At 47.6% G+C, this 19,436-nt stretch carries 18 protein-coding genes; all 18 read right to left on the bottom strand.

Features of this window, described 5'->3' with window-relative positions:
- Positions 1-244: 244 nt before the first annotated feature.
- The 18 genes from NSQ20_RS00830 to lgt all read right to left on the bottom strand — a co-directional run bounded on the left by NSQ20_RS00830 (position 245) and on the right by lgt (position 19,339).
- Entirely contained in the window at positions 245-1,195 is a 951-nt protein-coding gene (locus tag NSQ20_RS00830) for a TIM barrel protein (RefSeq protein WP_047841453.1), read from the bottom strand.
- A gap of 49 nt (positions 1,196-1,244) precedes the next feature.
- A complete protein-coding gene (locus NSQ20_RS00825) occupies positions 1,245-2,117 on the bottom strand; it encodes a carbohydrate ABC transporter permease (protein ID WP_036616194.1) in 873 nt (290 codons plus the stop codon).
- Between the two features lie 70 nt (positions 2,118-2,187).
- A complete protein-coding gene (locus NSQ20_RS00820) occupies positions 2,188-3,087 on the bottom strand; it encodes an ABC transporter permease subunit (RefSeq protein WP_036616191.1) in 900 nt (299 codons plus the stop codon).
- Between the two features lie 114 nt (positions 3,088-3,201).
- Positions 3,202-4,803, bottom strand: a complete 1,602-nt coding sequence (locus tag NSQ20_RS00815; RefSeq protein ID WP_340031605.1) for an extracellular solute-binding protein — start codon at positions 4,801-4,803, stop codon at positions 3,202-3,204.
- A 449-nt stretch (positions 4,804-5,252) separates the two neighbouring features.
- Positions 5,253-7,514, bottom strand: a complete 2,262-nt coding sequence (locus NSQ20_RS00810; protein WP_036616187.1) for a helix-turn-helix domain-containing protein — start codon at positions 7,512-7,514, stop codon at positions 5,253-5,255.
- A gap of 254 nt (positions 7,515-7,768) precedes the next feature.
- Positions 7,769-8,716 (bottom strand): ribose-phosphate pyrophosphokinase, encoded by a 948-nt coding sequence (locus NSQ20_RS00805; protein WP_036616184.1) that lies wholly within the window; start codon positions 8,714-8,716, stop codon positions 7,769-7,771.
- Positions 8,717-9,018: 302 nt separating this feature from the next.
- Positions 9,019-9,843, bottom strand: coding sequence for a histidinol-phosphatase HisJ (gene hisJ, locus NSQ20_RS00800; RefSeq protein ID WP_340031604.1), 825 nt, complete (start codon positions 9,841-9,843; stop codon positions 9,019-9,021).
- Between the two features lie 12 nt (positions 9,844-9,855).
- Positions 9,856-10,581, bottom strand: coding sequence for a bifunctional phosphoribosyl-AMP cyclohydrolase/phosphoribosyl-ATP diphosphatase HisIE (gene hisIE, locus NSQ20_RS00795; RefSeq protein ID WP_076216873.1), 726 nt, complete (start codon positions 10,579-10,581; stop codon positions 9,856-9,858).
- 1 nt (position 10,582) lies between these two features.
- Positions 10,583-11,344 (bottom strand): imidazole glycerol phosphate synthase subunit HisF, encoded by a 762-nt coding sequence (gene hisF / locus NSQ20_RS00790; protein ID WP_338589869.1) that lies wholly within the window; start codon positions 11,342-11,344, stop codon positions 10,583-10,585.
- 30 nt (positions 11,345-11,374) lie between these two features.
- Complete coding sequence (gene hisA / locus NSQ20_RS00785; RefSeq protein WP_340031603.1) at positions 11,375-12,109, bottom strand: 1-(5-phosphoribosyl)-5-[(5-phosphoribosylamino)methylideneamino]imidazole-4-carboxamide isomerase; 735 nt, start codon at positions 12,107-12,109, stop codon at positions 11,375-11,377.
- A 62-nt stretch (positions 12,110-12,171) separates the two neighbouring features.
- Positions 12,172-12,798 (bottom strand): imidazole glycerol phosphate synthase subunit HisH, encoded by a 627-nt coding sequence (gene hisH / locus NSQ20_RS00780; RefSeq protein ID WP_340031601.1) that lies wholly within the window; start codon positions 12,796-12,798, stop codon positions 12,172-12,174.
- Between the two features lie 3 nt (positions 12,799-12,801).
- Positions 12,802-13,431: an imidazoleglycerol-phosphate dehydratase HisB gene (hisB, locus tag NSQ20_RS00775; RefSeq protein WP_340031600.1), complete on the bottom strand. Its 630-nt coding sequence runs from the start codon at positions 13,429-13,431 to the stop codon at positions 12,802-12,804.
- On the bottom strand, positions 13,424-14,728 hold the full coding sequence (hisD, locus tag NSQ20_RS00770) for a histidinol dehydrogenase (RefSeq protein ID WP_340031597.1): 1,305 nt from the start codon (positions 14,726-14,728) through the stop codon (positions 13,424-13,426). Before hisD ends, hisB begins: the two co-directional genes overlap by 8 nt.
- Before the next feature lie 133 nt (positions 14,729-14,861).
- Complete coding sequence (hisG, locus tag NSQ20_RS00765; protein ID WP_036616167.1) at positions 14,862-15,521, bottom strand: ATP phosphoribosyltransferase; 660 nt, start codon at positions 15,519-15,521, stop codon at positions 14,862-14,864.
- A 1-nt stretch (position 15,522) separates the two neighbouring features.
- A complete protein-coding gene (locus NSQ20_RS00760) occupies positions 15,523-16,722 on the bottom strand; it encodes an ATP phosphoribosyltransferase regulatory subunit (RefSeq protein WP_036616165.1) in 1,200 nt (399 codons plus the stop codon).
- 389 nt (positions 16,723-17,111) lie between these two features.
- Positions 17,112-17,654 (bottom strand): DapH/DapD/GlmU-related protein, encoded by a 543-nt coding sequence (locus tag NSQ20_RS00755; RefSeq protein WP_036616162.1) that lies wholly within the window; start codon positions 17,652-17,654, stop codon positions 17,112-17,114.
- A complete protein-coding gene (gene ppaX, locus NSQ20_RS00750) occupies positions 17,651-18,307 on the bottom strand; it encodes a pyrophosphatase PpaX (protein ID WP_017691276.1) in 657 nt (218 codons plus the stop codon). Before ppaX ends, NSQ20_RS00755 begins: the two co-directional genes overlap by 4 nt.
- Before the next feature lie 6 nt (positions 18,308-18,313).
- Positions 18,314-19,339 carry a prolipoprotein diacylglyceryl transferase gene (lgt, locus tag NSQ20_RS00745; protein WP_340031596.1) on the bottom strand — a complete coding sequence of 342 codons (1,026 nt, stop codon included), beginning with the start codon at positions 19,337-19,339 and terminating at the stop codon, positions 18,314-18,316.
- Positions 19,340-19,436: the final 97 nt, after the last annotated feature.

Here is a 19,436-nt window from a genome sequence, read left to right as displayed (position 1 = left end):
TCCATACCAATGCATTCTCCCGATGTGCGGAGTATGTTGCTTCAGTGCCTTCAATTCAGACCGGAAGCCTACTCATACCGCCCGTAGGTGAGTTCATTTTTCTCGTCAGTATATATCATATTTCTACAAAAGTCGCCAGAAAATCTGTGCTTGTTTTACTAAATACTCATGTGTCTCCGTCACTGAGGAAACAGTCGTTGAACACAGGCTGTGAACATGCAAACTGTTCCCCACTTCACCGCGCCTACTCTGTCACTCCAAGCTTCTTCATTAGCAAGTCATGACTCTCATGAATCTCTTCTGCCTTACAGGCAGACTTCAACTCATACACCTTCACCTGTGCGCGACGAATCATCGGCAGATAGGCATCATAGAAGTTCATATCCTTACTGTGTACATACGGGCACCAGTGATCCGAGAGACCAAGTGTCTCATGGATATGGACCCCTACGATATCATCCATCAGGCCTTGCATTTCTCCCACACTGTCATAAAGGCCCATTCGGTCCATCATGATGGCATGACCTGTATCGTACCAGATACCAACCGGAGCCCCTTTGAGAGCTGTGATGATAGTCTTGGCTTCGGCAAGGGTAGGAATCTGTTGTGGTCGCGATCTTGTCTCGATGCCAAAACGAACATCCAGACCTTTAGCTGCCGCCCGATTGCATACCTCATCCAGACTGGCGATAATTTTCTCCACATACCCTGAACTGAGGGCTTCCCGCCGCTCCATCAATTCAGCCCATTTACTGCGATACTTCGGTGAGTCCGGACCTTCCTCGTTATAGATCTTTCCAAGGTCTTTGCTGATATCCTCAGGAAAAGGTACCTCTCCCGGGTGTACAACAACTGCTTCTCCACCATAACGTTGGGCATATTCAGCCGACTCTACCAGCAATTCGATCGCCCGTTTACGTTTCACTTCATCTTCGAAGCCGAGCAAGATGGAATCCGTACCGTAGTCTGGATCAGGGTCATGTGGAAAGGTGTTGTGGACACTAGAAATTCCGATTTCTCCACGCTCAATCATCGGCTCAATCGTCGTGAGCATCTCCTTCGTCACATTATAATTGAGCTCCACCCGACGAAAGCCGAGATCCGCAATCTCCCGAATCATATCTTCCCCTACTGGATGTTTCCTGATGTTCCAACATGTCGAGAATGAGTATTCGCCCTTGTCTATGTGCTGCATCTGTTTTCCTTCTCCTCCCTCTGGCTAAACTTTTTACATCAGCCTTAACTCAACCTTTTACCGCGCCAAGCATCGCACCACTGACAAAATACTTTTGCAGCCACGGATAGACAAGTAGAATCGGAACGGTTGCAAAAATAACGGTTGCGGCCTTGAGACTCTCGGGAGTCAATGGCGTACGGTTAGCACCCTCCATCTGGGTAAGCTCGCTGACCATATTGTTCTGTACCATTTGGAATAACTTCAGTTGAAGCGGGTACAGCTTCGGATCATTAATATACATCAGGGAATCCTGGAACCCATTCCAGCGTCCAACCGCATAGAAAAGAGCTAATGTAGCCAGTACAGGCATGGATAGTGGCAATATAATTTTGAATAGCGTGTGTACATGGGAACTGCCGTCAATCTCAGCGGATTCTTCCAGACTTTCAGGAATACCTCTGAAGAAAGAAATCAGGATAATCAGGTTAAACGGACTGACCAGTCCTGGCAGAATCAGTGCCCACACGGAATTAAGTAAGTTCAGGTCACGAATGAGCAAATACTCAGGAATGATCCCGCCACTGAAGAACATCGTAATGATGATGACATACATGAAGAGCTTGCGCCCTTTTAATTTTTTCTTGGTTAACGGGTAAGCAGCTGCCAGTGTGAACACCATGCACAGCACAGTAGTAGCAATGGTCAGAACTGTCGTGTAACCCAGTGAATAGATCATCGACTGATCAGAGAACACCTGAATATACGCATCCCAATTGAATTCTTTCGGGAATATGGTCACTTCTCCTGACGTAATCGCACGGTTAGAACTGAATGAGATCGCGATCGTGTGCAGAAATGGAGCCAGGCAGAATATAACAAACAAGGTGATAAAGGAGATATTAACGATATCAAAAATCCGGTTTGAGGTGCGTTCACTCATATGCGCACAGCTCCTTTACTGATGGTCTATACAAACAAGCCGATTGGCGTCTCTTCCGTTCATCCACAACCTACAAAATACCTTCACCGGTTGCTTTCTTCGAAATATAGTTAGATCCTAGCACGAATATGAGTCCCACCACTGCTTGGAACAGTCCGACGACAGTTGCCAGCGTGTATTGTCCTGATTCAAGACCAACTCTGTATACAAAGGTACTGAGTACATCGGAATATTCACGCACGGCCGTGTTACCAATGATATAAGGCCGATCAAAACCGATGCTGACCATATGTCCAAGATTGAGAATAAGCAAGGTCACGATGGTTGGTTTAATACTTGGCAATGTAATATGCCAGATTCTCTTCAGCCGCGATGCTCCATCGATCTCAGCTGCTTCAAACAATTCCTTGTTGACGCCGGTTAATGCGGCCAGATATAGAATGGTTCCCCATCCTGCACTTTGCCAGACACCTGTGAAGAGATACGTCACAAGCCATGGATTTTTTTCTGTCAAAAATGGTATTGAATTTAAGCCCATGCTTTCCAGTACGCCGTTAACCATACCGGATTGATTACCGAACAATTGGTACACAATTCCCCCGATGATTACCCATGAGATAAAGTGAGGAATGTACAATATCGTTTGTGAGATTTTTTTGAACCATTTGAATCGAACTTCATAAAGCATGATTGCCAGAATAATAGGAGCTGGAAATGAAACGACCAGATCAAGAAAATTCAGCATAAAGGTGTTGCGCAATGTCGTGTAGAAGTCCCGCATTCCAAATACTTCGCGAAAAGCATCAAAACCGATCCACTCACTGCCGCTGATTCCCTGAAACAGGTTAAAGTCCTTAAAGGCGATCTGTACACCGTACATCGGTCCATAACGAAAGATTAAAAAGTAGATAATGGGCAGTGAAATCAGAGCGTATAATTGCCAATACCTCTTCAAGTATGTGGTGGTCAAGTCGGTTTCCTCCTATCAACAAGGAAACGGCTGTGCCGCCAGTTCGGCGGCACACGTTCCTTTCTAGTTAAGCCGTAGTATGGGTATCTGTCTTGGATTGAAATGTGGAGCTACTTAATTTGCAGGAATTGCCTGAACTGCTTCTTCAAGTTCTTTTTTCAGTTCAGTACCACCCAGAGACATGAAATCAGCCATTTCTTTTTCATATACCGCATCGAATTCTGCTGGCTTAGCCATCGCTGTTTTTACGATAATGACATTTAATTTGTCTTTGAGAGCTGTGCTGTACTTCATCTCTGCTTCAATCGGTTTGTCGAAAATGATTGGTCCTACCGTATCGGTGTTAGCAATATCAATGGATTGTTTCAGCATCTCCTGATTATTTTGCGGGAAGCCCATAATCCATGCCTTTTCATTCGTCGCTTGATCACCAATGTTTTTACCGTTCGAGATAATGGCTGTATCCCCTGCGTTAAACAGACGATCCTGCGCTTCCTGGGATGCATCCTCTTTCACTACCGGAATGCCGTCTACCAAATCATAGTTCTCGCCTTCCACACCACTGTAGATATCAATCAGATTGTTGTCAGATGCCATCCAGTCGAGATATTTGATCGCTTCGACAGAACGTTTGCTGCTCTTCGGAATCATAATGTACATACCATTTGTTCCGTAGCGTGACTTGATGTGTTTGTTGTCTGCATTTGGATTGGTGTATACATCTACCGGCAACACTTCACTGCCACTCACATTTTTATGCAAATTATCCAGTGTGCCATCTCCGTAGAACATGGCATCCACATCTTCAGACCAGTAACCTACGTTACCGTTTTGAATGTCTTTCCCTAACTGCGTTTTGTCTTCATCCAAACTGAAGTCTTTGCTGATCAGACCTTCGTTGTACAGTTTGTTCAGGAACTGCATCGATTCTTTGAATCCTTCATGCAGTGGCAATTCATACCGTTGACCATAGGTCAGGTCGCCACTAACTGGCTTGATGAATGAGTAGATGAGTGTTTCGAATTGAGCTGGTGCAAGAGCCATACCCATTGGGATGTTTTTGCTTCCGAGTCCACCAGGATCTTTATCCTTGAACGCTTTCAAAGTTGTATATAATTCATCCGTGGTCTTCGGCGCTGGCAATCCCAGCTTATCGAGCCAATCCTGACGAATGTAAGAACTGTATCGGCCTGTGATAGCACGTTTACCCGGAACAGCAAACTGTTGTCCTTCCACTTGCCCAAACTTCAAAGTATCTTCACCCAGGAACTTCTTCAGGTTCGGACCGTGCTGATCAATCAACTCTCCAACATCAGTCAAACCACCCTGCTGGGCATACCGATAAAACACGCTTGAGTCATAAACAAAGACAATATCAGGGACATCCGTATTGCTAGCCATCAGGACGTTCAGCTTGGTAACTTCCTCAGAACGCTGAACGGGTACAAACTGTACATCAATATTGTTGGGATCACCGAACTTCTCCTGAATCATTTTAGATAGATAGTTGTTCGTAATTGTGTACGGTGAAGGACTGTTACCACGGTCAAAAATCTCCACCTTTAAAGTAACGCGCTCGCCTTTGCCTGATGTTCCGCCTTCAGCTGATTCTTTTGATGCTGATGAGCATCCCGCAAGTAAAGAAACGCCCATTACCATCGTAAGCGCCAAACCCATCCATTTCTTTAGACTCCCTTTGGTTGCTTTGCTTCTCATTTAGTCATCCCCTTTGGCTTTGCGTGAATGTTTAAAGCTTGCCCAGAGTATTTCACATTTTTCCGTCATCCTGCAATAAACCTCTTTCGGAAGCGCTTACAAACGGATTATGGTTTATATGTTAAGCCTATTTTCGCAGACTGATTCTTTTCCCAAAGCCACGCTGCTCTAGGCTTTGACGGCACTCTTCACCTCAAGGATCAGAACTGCCTGTCCCAAGTCGGATAAACCATTTTCACACACTGCCTATATTCGTAAACGGGAAAAAAACAGGAATACTAGCTTGTTATCCTGCGAAAACAGTTGCATCCGATCTCAGTATAAGAGTATTGTTCAACGAAAACAGGGCGAACCTCTGCAAGCCTCTCTCTCCTAAGTGGAAAGTGACTGCATGAAATTCACCCTGTGTTGTCCTGATGTACAGATCTCAGAATAGGATCACTTTTGCTTTACTCTTCGGGTTCTCGATGTTCACGTTTCAAACGACGATAATCTCCTGGTGTAATACCCGTTACCCGCTTAAATACACGTCCCAACGTAATTCCATTTGCATACCCCACCTTCAGGGCAATATCCTGCAAAGAGTAATCGGTATTGAGCAGAAGCTGCTCCGTCTCCTTCATGCGAAGCTCTGTAACAAAATCAACAAACTTCATGTTGAATTCTGTCTTGAACAAATAACTCGCATGTTTGCCCGTAATCTGGAATCGATCGCTCAGATGTTTCAATGAAAGATCAGGATTCGCAAACTGTTCTTCGATATAATTTTTCATTTCATTAACCATGGCTTTGTAACTCTTGGTTTCCGTTACCGCTACATACGTTCTGAACAAGTCCGTCAGACCATCAAACAAAAGACTTTTCACATCCGCAAGCGTCTCTGCCTCTTCTACAGCACTCAACCATCTGTTGATGTTTTCTTCGGACAGCTCTTCCTGGAGTCCCTCCGACATCATGGCCACCTCTCGGCTGAGCATCTGTAACATGGCCTGAATCAGAGAACGAATCTCATCATCCGGCAGTTTGTTCTGTTCAAACGCTGTAAAGATCTCCTCCAACTGTTCCCGCCACTGTCCACTCGACATCCGGAACCGCTTAACAAAGTCCGCAATCATCTGCAGATAGGTATAGGTATCCAGCAAAGGATGCTGCGTTTCACCGCAGTCGGCTTGGCCGACATCTCCAGTCATCAACAGTTTACGTTGCATTACCGCTTCTGCGGCCGCATAGGAATCTCGTATTGTACCGATTCCCTGAGCGATAGGTCCAATGCCAAAGCTTAAGGAAATGCGTAGATTTTGTTCTACCCAAGATTTGCATTCCTCAGCTACAACACGAATCTGCCCAGACATATCCAAGTTGTTATCATTCTGTTCTTTGAACACAAAAAGGATTGCAATTCGATCCACACTAATCCATTCCGTCCAGCATTGAACTCCCGTATTACGTGACAGCTCTTGCAAAACGTTCATCAAGGCAAACTTCAGCGTATTTTGTTCACCTCTCGTGTACCTCTCCTGAAATCCCTTCTCATAACGGTTAATCTCTCCAACAACAACGACAAAACGCGACGAGTCATGCACGTCATTCAGTGGAGAAAGCTCTTTTAATTGCTCTGCTGCATTTTCCATGTGTTCACCATGCAACAGGGCATTGAACAACTTGCTGCGCTGCATAAGTACATTTTCCCTGCTTTTCTTGTCATAATCCATCATATGATTAATCAGATTCTCAAGCACACCGTCAATCATCTTCATCTCATCCGTGCGAGCACCTGAGTGTTCGAACGCCCGAATCTGATGAGACTCAATCCGGTTCATGATGATCTGAATGGGTTTATAGTTACGGCGAGTAATATACACGATATATACAATCGCACAGATGACAGTCACAATAGCAATGATCACCCATACATAAGATATGACCGATACCCAGCCAAATAAGTTGCCAGCCTTAATTCCACTGGATATTGTCCAGCCCAGTCTTTCTAGCGCTAGCCTATTCAGTTCCTGACCGTCTATCGAGCCCTCTTGGTCCGAATGTGCGTTATACACAACCTTACCGTCCCGATCCGTAATCGTCAGGAATGAGAGCTGACCATTAACCATACTATCTACACTCTGTTCAATGCTGCTCATCTTGATATTAATGACCAATGTGCCCTGAGAGCCAAAAGGCAAAGGCATGTCCTTGTTCACGGTTAATACGCGAATAGGGGTACGTTGAACAGAGTCCGCATCGAATTCCCGGACCGGCTGCCAGCCTGAACCGATCGACCCGGTACCCATCTGATCAATCCATGCCTTATCCGAGAAACCTTCCACTTCTCTGGAACCACTTACGGTCAGAACATGTTTATTTCGCTTGTCATATAGATAGATGGACTGAATCCATGAGGACGAATTGGATAACTCACGTAAATTCTGCGCAATTGCATACACCGTGTCCGAGCTGGTCAGGTTTGTGTTATTAAAATAGAGTTTGTATGCCTGCTGACTCTGTACCGTTTCCAGGATGGATAGTTCAATATCCCTGATTGTGCGATCCACCGTGTCTATCATATAACTGGAGGAAATCCGGTCTGCTTTTTTTGTTTCCTCTTTAGAGATGTCATTGATGAAAACAAACGCGATAAAAATGAGTATGGTCACCGTAAGAAAAAAAATTGGGAAGTACGAGAACAATAACCGGTAGTACCAATTACGAGACAATAGACCCCACTCCTCACTCCACGATGCCAATGTTCTCAGCCGTGGTTCTACTGTTCAGCATCCATCTCACCTTAGGGGCTGAATACTATATGATAACGCTATCATAACTGATTTTATGTTATTATAGCACAAGCCTCTGAGCAGCAAAGCAAGAATTGAATTCAAAGAGCCAAAACAAAAAAACCGTGCTGAGCAGACAACAACTCAGACACGGAACAGTTCATCTGGCAGCACACCGTTATATCTTCGATGCTCTATATGCCAGAATCTTTAAACAATGTGGCCATGGAGCCACCATCCACAATAATGCGTACGGCGCGGGCCAGCATTGGCGCAACAGGTAACACTTTGAAGCATTCAGGGTGGTCATCTGGCAGTGCGATCGAGTCCGTAACGACCACCTCTTCAATTGACGGGTGATTCAATTTACTTACTGCCCCATCCGAGAACAATCCGTGTGTTGCACATACATATACATTTTTGGAGCCACGTTCCTTCAACCCTTCCACAACATTCAGAATGGTTGTTCCAGTGTCGATCAGATCCTCAATAATAATAGGTGTCCGTCCTTCTACATCACCAATGACATGGGTAATCACCGATTCATTATGGCTTGGACGTTTCTTGATCATAATGGCAAATGGAGAATCCAGACGGTTCGCCAGCTTCTCTGCCATCGATGCTCGTCCCGCATCCGGGGAGACGACAACAGGGTTCTCGATTCCTTTGCTTAACAGATAATCACTAATCAGATCCAGTGATGTCATATGGTCAACCGGAATGTTGAAGAATCCCTGAATGGCCGCTGCGTGCAGGTCGATCGTTACCACTCGATTGGCGCCAGCCGTAGTTAATACATCTGCTACCATCTTGGCCGAGATCGGTTCCCGTGGTGCGGATTTGCGCTCTTGACGAGCATAGCCGTAATACGGAACAATGATGTTCACAGTGCGCGCTGAAGCCCTCTTTGCAGCATCAATCATCACAAGCAACTCGACAAACAGCTCATTGATCGGATGAGACAACGACTGTACCAGAAACACATCACAATTACGGATCGTTTCTTCATAATGAACGTATATTTCTCCGCTCTTGAACCTGGACAGCTTGATCTTGCCCAGTTGTACACCCAGCTTGTCACATACCTGTTCTGCCAGCTTAGGGTTCGATGAACCGGAAAAAATACGTAACGAATGCTGCATAATGCCCTCCCGAGGGTTGAAGTCCCTATATAATCCCTTATCTAAAAGCGAGTGTTCAAAAAGACCGGTTTTCAGTACCGAGAAGATGGGATAAAGCTAGAAGTGGAGTAGCGGAGCGTAGGCAAAACTACGTGAGCAACCACAATGTTTCCAGAGGAAACATACTTCGTAAGCATCCACCTATTTCGGCTGAATTCCAGCTTCGATGCTGAAGATGCCATTAGGCATCCTTCGTAATCAAAGGCGGACTTTTTGAACTACCTCTAAAAGGTTATTTCCTACCCTCATTATACTCCAATGGCTTATACATTTAAAGGAATGAACGAGCGATGACGGCCTTCAAAAACAGCGACTTCCGTACAGCCCAACTCATGTAAAAGTGCTTCAGCTTCAGGCAAATAATCGCCCAGCTTCATTGGGTCATGTGCATCAGAGCCCATGGTTAATGGAATACCCAAGCGAATGGCTTCTGTCAGCATTCTGCGACTAGGGAACATCTCGACACAAGGCTTCGATATCCCGGAAGCATTCAGTTCCATGGCGCAGCCACTTTTGGCAATAGCCTGCAGCGCTGCGTTCTCCAGTGAGATACGTTCTTCTGTCTGCTCCGTTGAAGGAACAAAGCCAAACCGTTTAATGACATCCGTATGGCCCATAATATCGTACATGCCCGTGGCGGCTGCCTTGCTTACGGCATCGTAGTACTGACGATATACCTCAAGGATGTCTTTGCCCTCCCAGTGATGGGTCTGGCGGAAATCCGTAATGTCCCATTCCCCGAGAAAATGAACAGAGCCAATCACATAATCCCATGGATAGCGCTCAATGATCGCGCGGATCTCTGTTTCCCAGCCTTCAATATAGTCACCTTCCAGACCAACACGTACGTCAATCTGACCACGGTAACGTTCTTTCAGGGAGAAACACTCCTCTACGTAACGCGGCAGCTCATCCATAGGCATCGCCATTTCCGGATAATATTGAGCCGGATCGACATGCAACAATGGCATGTGATCGGACAATCCAATCTGGGATAGTCCGATCTCCACACCACGCTGTACGTACTCTTCCAGTTTGCCAACGGCATGTCCACACCGCTCATGGTGTGTGTGATAGTCTATACGCACGTAACTCGCCTCCTAATCGCGGCGAGGCCGTTCATGACGGCGGCTCAGCTCTGACATAATATCGTCCAGCGGCAGCTTGCGCTCCTGTAACAGGACGAGTAGGTGATACATCAGGTCACTGACTTCCAGACGAAGCTCGTCATTATCTTTATTTTTGGCGGCGATGATCGTCTCGGACGCTTCTTCACCGATTTTTTTCAGTATTTTGTCTACACCTTTATCAAACAGATACGTTGTATATGCACCCTCAGGACGCTCACGTTCACGCTCTGCAATAACGGATTCCAGTTCAGCCAATACCTCAAAGCGACTTTCGGAACCGGAACTTGCAGAAGCAGATGCCGCACCCGCTTCATCCGAAGCCTTGTCTGCCGATTTCTCTGGCAAACCAATGATTTCATTATGGAAACAAGTTACCGCCCCTGTATGGCAAGCCGGACCGTTCGGTTTCACCTCAACCAACAAGGTATCGCCGTCACAATCATATTTTAGGGAAGTAATCGTCTGCACGTTGCCAGATGTTGCCCCTTTATGCCACAACTCCTGACGGGAGCGTGACCAGAACCAGGTCTCCCCGGATTCCAGCGACAACTTCAGGGATTCGCGATTCATATAAGCCATCATTAAAACTTCACGAGTATCTACATCCTGCACAATGGCAGGAACCAAACCGTCACTCCAACGAATGTGTTCCACAACCTGTTCCAAGGATAACTGTTCCTTGATTTCATCGCTCACTTTAGTCACGGATCTCCACCCCTTGTTCTCTCAAATGTTGTTTAAGCGCCGGTACGGCGATTTCTTTGTAATGGAAAATCGTTGCGGCCAGCCCTGCGTCCGCTTTGCCTGTGGTAAATACATCATAGAAATGAGATTCTTTGCCCGCACCGCCCGATGCGATGACTGGAATACGCACAGATTCGGATACTGCTGCCGTCAGCTTCAGATCAAAGCCGTCTTTTGTTCCGTCCGCGTCCATACTTGTGAGCAGAATCTCTCCCGCGCCCAAGCTCTCAGCCTGTTTAACCCATTCCAACGCCTTGATCCCGGAGGGTTTCCGTCCACCATGGGTATAGACTTCCCACTCGCCCCAAGCTTCGTTAAACTTGGCATCAATCGCTACCACGATACACTGCGAGCCAAAGCGACGTGCACCATCTGCAATCAACTGCGGATTAAGTACCGCGGCTGTATTCACTGCAATTTTATCCGCTCCTGCACGGAGAATCCGCTTCATGTCCTCTACCTTGGAGATGCCACCACCTACCGTAAAGGGAATAGCGATCTCGCCCGCCGTCTGCCGCACGACTTCTTCCATCGTTTCGCGACCTTCTACCGAAGCGGAGATATCGAGAAACACCAATTCGTCCGCGCCCTCGCGGTCATATAGTGCCGCCAGCTCTACCGGATCACCCGCATCGCGGAGATTAACGAAGTTGACGCCTTTGACGACCCGGCCATCCTTCACGTCCAGACAGGGGATGATTCTTTTTGCCAGCATGCTACCTCTTCCTCTCTACCCGAATATCCTTTACTTGTTTACCGCACGTACTGCTTCAGACAGATCGATACTCCCAGTATACAGTGCTTTACCCACGATCGCTCCACCAACACCATCATCTGCATGACGACTCAGACGAAGCAGATCATCCATCACACTTACACCACCGGAAGCAATAACCGTCCGTCCGCTCGCCTTGGCAAGAGATACAATCGCTTCTACGTTAGGACCCTGCATCATGCCATCACGGGATATATCCGTAAAGATAAACGTTTCTGCGCCATATGCCGCCAGTTCCTTCGCGAGCACCTCTGCCTGTACTTCCGATGTTTCAAGCCAACCGCGAATTGCCACGTAACCGTTACGAGCGTCGATGCCAATTGCCACTTTGTCGCCATAACGTCCCAGTACTTCCTCTGTAAATGCACGATCCTCAATCGCTGCTGTTCCAATGATCAGCCGGCTAACACCCAGACCCAGCAAACGTTCTACATCAGCTACCGTACGAAGTCCGCCACCTACCTGAACAGGTACGTTCACAGCCGAGGCAATCCGCCCGATCAGCTCATCGTTAACAGGATAACCCGCTTTCGCACCATCCAGATCCACCAGATGGACATATGTACCGCCTTGTTTCTCCCAGGATAAAGCCACTTGAACCGGGTCATCGTTATACACGGTCTCCTGATTATAATCTCCCTGCACCAGTCTTACACATTTGCCGTCCCGGATATCAATCGCCGGATATAGGATAAAAGATGACATACAAGGCCTCCTGAATATGAATTAGATTTGTACGCTTTCTATAGTTAAGAAGAGATGATGTTTTACCTTTGTACAGGTGCTCCTGTCAGAGCCAAATAGTTGCCAAGCAGCTTCATACCGAGCTCTCCACTTTTCTCTGGGTGGAATTGCATGCCGAAGTTGGATCCTCTGCCTACAATGGCTGTCACCGGATGTCCGTAATCCGTTACCGCCAGCAGATCGTCCCTGTTTTCAGTAAGCGCATGATAGGAATGGACAAAATAGACGTGACCTGCTTCAAGCCCCGTAAATAGAGGATTTTCCGCGTGCAGAAATTCCAAACGGTTCCATCCCATATGAGGAACTTTCAGCTCTCCTGGTGCGAATCGCACCACTTTACCTGGAAAAATATCCAGTCCCTCATGCTCACCATGCTCTTCACTTGAGCTGAATAACAATTGCATGCCCAAACAGATACCGAGCAGTGGTTTGGTCCCGGCAGCGGCTTCCTTCACCACCTTATCCAGTCCACTCTCCCGCAGATGAACCATCGCATCACCAAAAGCACCTACGCCTGGTAAAATGACACCATCTGCGCCAAGAATCTCTTCCCGGTCACCCGTGACCAGCGCTTCGTAGCCAAGACGTTCGACCGCTTTGCCGACGCTGTGCAGGTTACCCATACCGTAATCGACAATTGCAATCGCCATCGTCTACAGCACTCCCTTCGTGGAAGGCACACCCGTTACACGTGGATCAATCATCGTTGCTTCATCCAGTGCACGTCCCAGCGCCTTAAAGATCGCTTCAATCATGTGGTGGGTGTTCTGACCATAGTGCACAATGACATGTAACGTAATCCGAGCTTCCAGCGCTAATTTCCACAGGAATTCATGTACCAGCTCCGTGGAGAAACTGCCAACCTGTTGGGAAGGGTATTCTGCACGGTATTCAAAGTGAGGTCGGTTGCTCACATCAATAATGACCTGAGCGAGTGCCTCGTCCATCGGTACAAATACACTGGCGTAACGCTTGATTCCGCGTTTGTCACCCAACGCTTCTCTCAACGTCTGTCCCAGACAGATTCCGATGTCTTCAACCGTGTGATGATCGTCAATATCAATATCTCCGCGAGCATGCACGTTCAGGTCGAATTGTCCGTGCTTTGTGAACAGATCCAGCATATGATTCAGAAAAGGCACATCCGTTTCAATCGTGGATTGTCCTGTTCCATCTACGGCAAAAGCCAATTGGATATTGGTCTCGTTTGTTTTACGGTCAACCTCTGCTTGGCGCACTGCACCTTTGTTTTCAAGTTCCACACCATTATTTTGCTTATCCATTGTCCGATTCCGCCTTTCCTTCCTGTTCTAACCGTACAGCAATTGCACGGGCATGCCCTTCAAGACCCTCATGGCGGGCCAACTCTATAATAGCCGCTCCGTTCTTCAGCAGCGCTTCTTTACTATAATAGATCAGACTCGATTTCTTGATAAAATCATCCACGTCCACTGGTGAACTGAATCGCGCAGTTCCATTGGTCGGTATAATGTGATTGGGTCCTGCAAAATAATCCCCTACCGGCTCCGAGCTGTACGGGCCGAGGAAAATCGCGCCGGCATTCTCGATCCGGCCAGCGTATGCCATCGGCTCCTGCACCATGATCTCCAGATGCTCCGGTGCAAGCCGGTTTACCACGTCGATTCCCTCATCGATGGAATCGACCACAATAATCGCGCCATACTGCTCCACGGATGCAGCAGCGATATCCCGCCGCGGCAGTACTTCAAGCTGCCGCTGCACTTCGCCCTGCACGGCTTCCGCCAGCGTGGCCGAATTCGTGACGAGAATGGCCGATGCCATCTCGTCATGTTCCGCCTGCGACAAAAGGTCGGCGGCGACATACACCGGATTCGCCGTATCATCGGCGAGTACCACAATCTCACTCGGCCCGGCGATACTGTCGATATCGACCGCACCGTACACCTCGCGCTTCGCGAGCGCCACGTAAATATTGCCCGGTCCACAGATCTTATCGACCGGGGCAATACTCTCCGTGCCGTAAGCGAGGGCGGCGATAGCTTGAGCGCCGCCAACCCGGTACATCTCGCTCACGCCTGCTTCCGCAGCAGCAACGAGGATGTACGGGTTAATACCTTCGCCACCATTCGTAGACGGCGGCGTCACGAGAACAATCTCCGGCACGCCTGCCACCTGTGCCGGAATCACATTCATCAGCACAGACGATGGATACGCTGCTTTGCCGCCAGGTACATAAACGCCGACCCGCTTCAGCGGTCGGATGACCTGGCCCAGCAGGCTGCCGTCCGGCTGCCAATCCATCCACGAGTTGCGTTTCTGTTTCTCATGAAACGCACGAATGTTGGCGGCGGCTTGCCGGATCGCCGTCACAAAGGATGGCTCCACGGCTGCATAAGCCGCCTGCAGCTCTTCCTGCGGCACGCGCAACTCCGCGGCAGTCAGCTTTGTGCGGTCCAGCTGCTCCGTGTAACGCAGCAGTGCCGTATCACCCTCACGGCGAATGTCGCTGACAATACGCCGTACCGTTTCATTTTGCTCCGGCGTGCCATACTCCACTTCCCGCTTCAGATCAAACTCCCGTGCAGGTACAATTTTCATACGTACAACCTCCTCATCCTCTGTAATGCCTGCCTTTTTGTGGCCGATTCGTTTCCTTTTTGTGTCTCTTACTCTTGCTTTTGCTTCTGCTTCTGCTTTACATGTTTCTCATCTATATTTCTGACGCAGTAGTTTATCCCCGAAAGCTTCCCGCCGATATCTCATTCGATGCCGGTATGACCTGCTGAAGTGCATCACATAAAGCCTGGATTCGTGCATTTTTCATCCGATAACTTACCCGATTGGCGATAAGACGGCTGGTGATGTCCAGAATGCTTGTCATCTCCACCAATCCGTTCTCGCGCAGTGTCTGACCTGTCTCCACCAGATCGACAATCCGGTCTGCCAGACCAATCAGGGGCGCTAGCTCAATGGAACCATTCAGCTTGATCACCTCGACCTGCTGCCCCTGCTCCCGGAAATACTGTGAAGCAATCCTTGGATACTTCGTTGCAACACGTTGCTGGATGCCTGGCTTCCAGTCTGGAAGTCCGATCACAGACATACGGCACTGAGCGATTCCCAGATTCAACAGTTCGTACACATCCCGATCTTCCTCCAGCAGCACGTCTTTACCAACAATTCCGATATCGGCAACACCGTACTCCACATATGTTGGAACATCTACTGGCTTAGCCATAATGAATTCCATTCCCGCTTCCGGTACTTCGATGACCAATCTGCGTGTATCGTCCACGTCTTCTGGAATATCCAGCCCCGCTTCACGAAACAATTTGGAGGCTTTTTTATAGATTCGGCCCTTCGGCATGGCCACCTTCAGAATATCCGACATCTCAGCGTCCTCCTTCTTCAGATCCGTAAGTAATAACCTGCTCAGCGTGAGCGGTTCTTGCTTCAACCGATACGGCACTTGCCCCAGCCCCATCTTCAGGAAGAAGGAGTGTCACTACATTTTGTCCCATACTGCGTAATCTTGCCGCTTCTGTTAGTGCCTCGGCCCGACGCTTCGGGGTATATTGGATAAGTACCGGTTTTTTCTCTTCAATGGTAATGCCATGAACACCATCAATAATACGGTTCGTTTTCAGTGCAAATCCTGTAGCTGGCAATGAACGACCAAACTGTTGTAACAGATTATCATACCGTCCGCCGCTACATACCGGAGATCCCAGTTCGGCTGCATACCCTTCAAAGGTCATGCCCGTATAATAGGAGAAATCACCGATCATCGTCAGATCAATCAGCACATGCTCGGATACACCGTACGCTTCCAACACTTCGAATACGGCACACAGATGTGCAATCGACTGTGCTGCTTCAGCACTTGAACTTAGCTCTACCGCATGTGTGCATACTTCCTTGCCACCACGCAGACGAAGGATCGCTTCAAGCTGTTCTTTCAACTTAGGCTCCAGATTCAATGCTTCAATCGACTGGCGATAGCCGACATAATCACGTCCGAGCAACCCTTCCTTCAATTGCTCCTGCTCAGCGGTCTGGCCTGGAATCACTTCCTCCAGTAATCCGTTCAGGAATCCCATATGACCCATCGCTATTTTAAAAGAAGACACACCCGCTGCCTGCAAAGAGGCAATCGCAAGCGCAACAACTTCTGCATCCGCTTCAGGCGAGTCGTCTCCAACCAACTCCACGCCCGTCTGGAAAAATTCAGCCTCACGCCCAGCTTCCTCTTCAATAGAACGGAATACGTTCGCATGATAGGACAGACGCAGCGGCAACTGCTCATCTTTGAGCATGGATGAAACGACGCGTGCAATAGGAGCCGTTAGATCCGATCTGAGTACCAGTGTGGTTCCCCGGCTGTTTAGCAATTTAAATAATTTACGATCTGATGTAGAGCTTGCCACACCTACCGTATCGTAATATTCAATGGTTGGTGTGATGATCTGACGGTAACCCCAGCGTTCCATACATTCCAGTACATTGCGTTCAATCGTCCGCAGCTTGGATACTACATGTGGTGTATAGTCGCGGAATCCGGTCGGTTTTTCAAAACCTTTTGGTTTGGACATTGGTAATATTCACCCCGAGTCAGTAATTTAAGAGTTGCACTCGTTCTATTTCAACAGGATTTATGTAGTGTAAATCCCCATTCTATCTTATAAACCTGAATCACAGTATTATCGCATAAGCCTTCAACTATTGGTTTAGTCCAATCCTTATCATGCTTCATTTCTCCAAGAATACTTTCACATGGTAAAGTGCTAACAAACTAAAGGATATGGGATATGATAACACGAAATCCGCACTACCGTCAACAATACCAAAGCTTGATTGCCCTTGGATCGACATATCGTTTTATATGCACACCATTACGCTCGCCAATCGGTATTTATATACGAAAAAAGCTGCCATAAGCAGCTTTTAACTTCAACCCATCTTCATTCATTACTTTATTGACTCAATGCACACTACCCTGAGAAGAATCATCCGTGTTAAAGACAGTTTCTTCTGTAGAAGCTGCCGCGCGGGATAAATCACGAAGTGGATTACCTCCAACAAAAGCTCCTGGTGCAACATCCTTATGTACGACAGCTCCAGCAGCCACAACAGCTCCATCTCCTATAGTTACCCCGGGCAGAATCGTTGTATTGGCACCTATCAGTACATTTTCCCCGATAATCACCTCACCGAGTCTGTACTCCTTAATGAGATACTCATGAGCGAGAATCGTTGTGTTGTAACCGATGACCGAGTTTTCGCCGACCGTTATTTTCTCCGGAAAAAATACATCCACCATCACCATCAGGCCAAAGGCTGTGTGTTTTCCCACCTTCATACCGAGCATTCGGCGGTAAATCCAATTCTTCACCGATAGGATCGGACAGTAACGTGACAACTGGATCCAGATAAAATTACGAACGCCCTTCCACGGACTCACTGTCTTGTAGATATGCCAAAGTGCATTCTGGTCCTCTACCGGATAGCGGGTTACTTTTCTCATGAACGTCCCGTTTCAATACGGATGAGTTTCAATAAATCTCTCATGTCATGCAACATATGATCGGGTCCATATCCGTTCAGGATTGTTTCCCCTTTAAGGGACCATGCAACCCCCGCCGAGAGTGCGCCCGCATTTTGAGCCGATTGGATATCCACTGGACTGTCACCCACCATTAACGTTTTGGCAGGATCTGCACCCAGTTCCGTCATCGCTTTCAGTACCGGTTCAGCGTGCGGCTTCGGATTCGTTACGTCAGTTACTGTTACAATCGTCTTCATATACTTCAATAGGTCAAAACGTTCTAGCACCTTTAATGTAGATGGACGAATTTTGGTTGTGACCACACCCATCACAATGCCAGCCTGATGCAGCGCCTCTACTACCTCAATAACATGTGGAAAAGGTCTAACCATCGCTTCATGATGGATATCATTATAAGCACGGTAACCTTTCACGTACTCGGAGACTTCCTCCTGGCCAGAGAAGGTACGCATTTGCTGCTCCAGTGTGCCACCCATATGTGGAATGATCTGTTCCCGTGTCCATGGAGCTGAATGCTCCCATCCCCCCATGACATGCTGGAATGAGCTGATAATCAACTCATTGGTATCAATAATCGTTCCGTCCAGATCAAACAATACCGTGTCAATCATGTTGCATTACTCCTTTTTATCATCAACTTGCTTGGATTCATCTTTGGCTGGAGGTGTTACCTTTTTCTCTTTGCCAGCAACTGTTCCCGTATGCTCCATATCATCTGAGGTAACTTTGGACGATACAATCGGATCACTGTAACGAACATCTGCTTTACCTGTCACTCTTCTCACCACAATGAATACAACAGCAACAATAATGATGCCAATCGCGAGCAGTTGCGAGATTCTTACGTTACCGTAAGCAGGATCAAGATATCCTTGTTCAAAGCCCATTGCAGTCATTGGAGACCACAGCCCGTTCACTAATGAAGCAACCCATTGCGGAGCTTGGAAGCCAAGACTGTCCGTACGTAGAGCTTCAATGAAGAAACGACCGATAGAGTACCAGATGAAATAAGACATGAACAGTTCACCAGAACGCAGAAACTTCTGACGACGCAGAACCAGCAACAAGACCAGACCAACGAGACTCCACATCGATTCATACAAAAATGCAGGGTGGTGGAATACGCCTTCTACGTTCATTTGATTCACAATAAAGTCCGGCAGATGAAGCTTGTCTCTCAAAAATGACTCTTCTACAGGACCGCCGTAGGCTTCCTGATTCACAAAGTTCCCCCAACGTCCGATCAACTGTCCAACGAGCAGTCCAGGCGCACAGATATCGGCCATACGCCAGAAGTTATACCCTTTACGACGGAAGAAAATAACTGCACAGATGATTGCACCAATAAGGGCACCATAGATGGCTATACCGCCATTCCATATTTTAAAGACATCCCAGAAATTATCCTTATAATCTTCCCATTTAAATGCGACGTAGTAGATGCGGGCACCAATGATGGCAGAAGGCACGCCCAGCAAGACCATGTCCATGAACACTTCCTGTGGAATATTGTATCGTTTGCCCTCCCGGATCACGAGCAGGAGTCCTATAAGTGCCGCAGCACCAAGAATAAGCCCGTACCAGTGAACCTTTAACGCTCCAATAGAGAACGCAATCGGGTTCAACAGTAATAATGTATCCATTCATTCACACTCCTATTTATTCAATCAATCGCACGCATGACGAATGGTTGGCATACACTGCGCCTTAAGAGAAGCAGTACATGTCAACCATTTATCT

The sequence above is a fragment of the Paenibacillus sp. FSL K6-1122 genome, from assembly GCF_037977015.1.
In the GTDB taxonomy this organism is placed as follows: domain Bacteria; phylum Bacillota; class Bacilli; order Paenibacillales; family Paenibacillaceae; genus Paenibacillus; species Paenibacillus amylolyticus.
This window is presented reverse-complemented; position numbering and strand designations above follow the sequence as displayed.

Excerpts from the sequence above, each read along its gene's own strand:
- NSQ20_RS00830 (WP_047841453.1), bottom strand. The coding sequence starts at position 1,195 with ATGCAGCACATAGACAAGGGCGAATACTCATTCTCGACATGTTGGAAC.
- NSQ20_RS00825 (WP_036616194.1), bottom strand. The coding sequence starts at position 2,117 with ATGAGTGAACGCACCTCAAACCGGATTTTTGATATCGTTAATATCTCC.
- NSQ20_RS00815 (WP_340031605.1), bottom strand. The coding sequence starts at position 4,803 with ATGAGAAGCAAAGCAACCAAAGGGAGTCTAAAGAAATGGATGGGTTTG.
- NSQ20_RS00805 (WP_036616184.1), bottom strand. The coding sequence starts at position 8,716 with ATGCAGCATTCGTTACGTATTTTTTCCGGTTCATCGAACCCTAAGCTG.
- hisF (WP_338589869.1), bottom strand. The coding sequence starts at position 11,344 with ATGCTGGCAAAAAGAATCATCCCCTGTCTGGACGTGAAGGATGGCCGG.
- hisA (WP_340031603.1), bottom strand. The coding sequence starts at position 12,109 with ATGTCATCTTTTATCCTATATCCGGCGATTGATATCCGGGACGGCAAA.
- hisH (WP_340031601.1), bottom strand. The coding sequence starts at position 12,798 with ATGGCGATTGCAATTGTCGATTACGGTATGGGTAACCTGCACAGCGTC.
- hisB (WP_340031600.1), bottom strand. The coding sequence starts at position 13,431 with ATGGATAAGCAAAATAATGGTGTGGAACTTGAAAACAAAGGTGCAGTG.
- hisD (WP_340031597.1), bottom strand. The coding sequence starts at position 14,728 with ATGAAAATTGTACCTGCACGGGAGTTTGATCTGAAGCGGGAAGTGGAG.
- hisG (WP_036616167.1), bottom strand. The coding sequence starts at position 15,521 with ATGTCGGATATTCTGAAGGTGGCCATGCCGAAGGGCCGAATCTATAAA.
- NSQ20_RS00760 (WP_036616165.1), bottom strand. The coding sequence starts at position 16,722 with ATGTCCAAACCAAAAGGTTTTGAAAAACCGACCGGATTCCGCGACTAT.
- NSQ20_RS00755 (WP_036616162.1), bottom strand. The coding sequence starts at position 17,654 with ATGAGAAAAGTAACCCGCTATCCGGTAGAGGACCAGAATGCACTTTGG.
- ppaX (WP_017691276.1), bottom strand. The coding sequence starts at position 18,307 with ATGATTGACACGGTATTGTTTGATCTGGACGGAACGATTATTGATACC.
- lgt (WP_340031596.1), bottom strand. The coding sequence starts at position 19,339 with ATGGATACATTATTACTGTTGAACCCGATTGCGTTCTCTATTGGAGCG.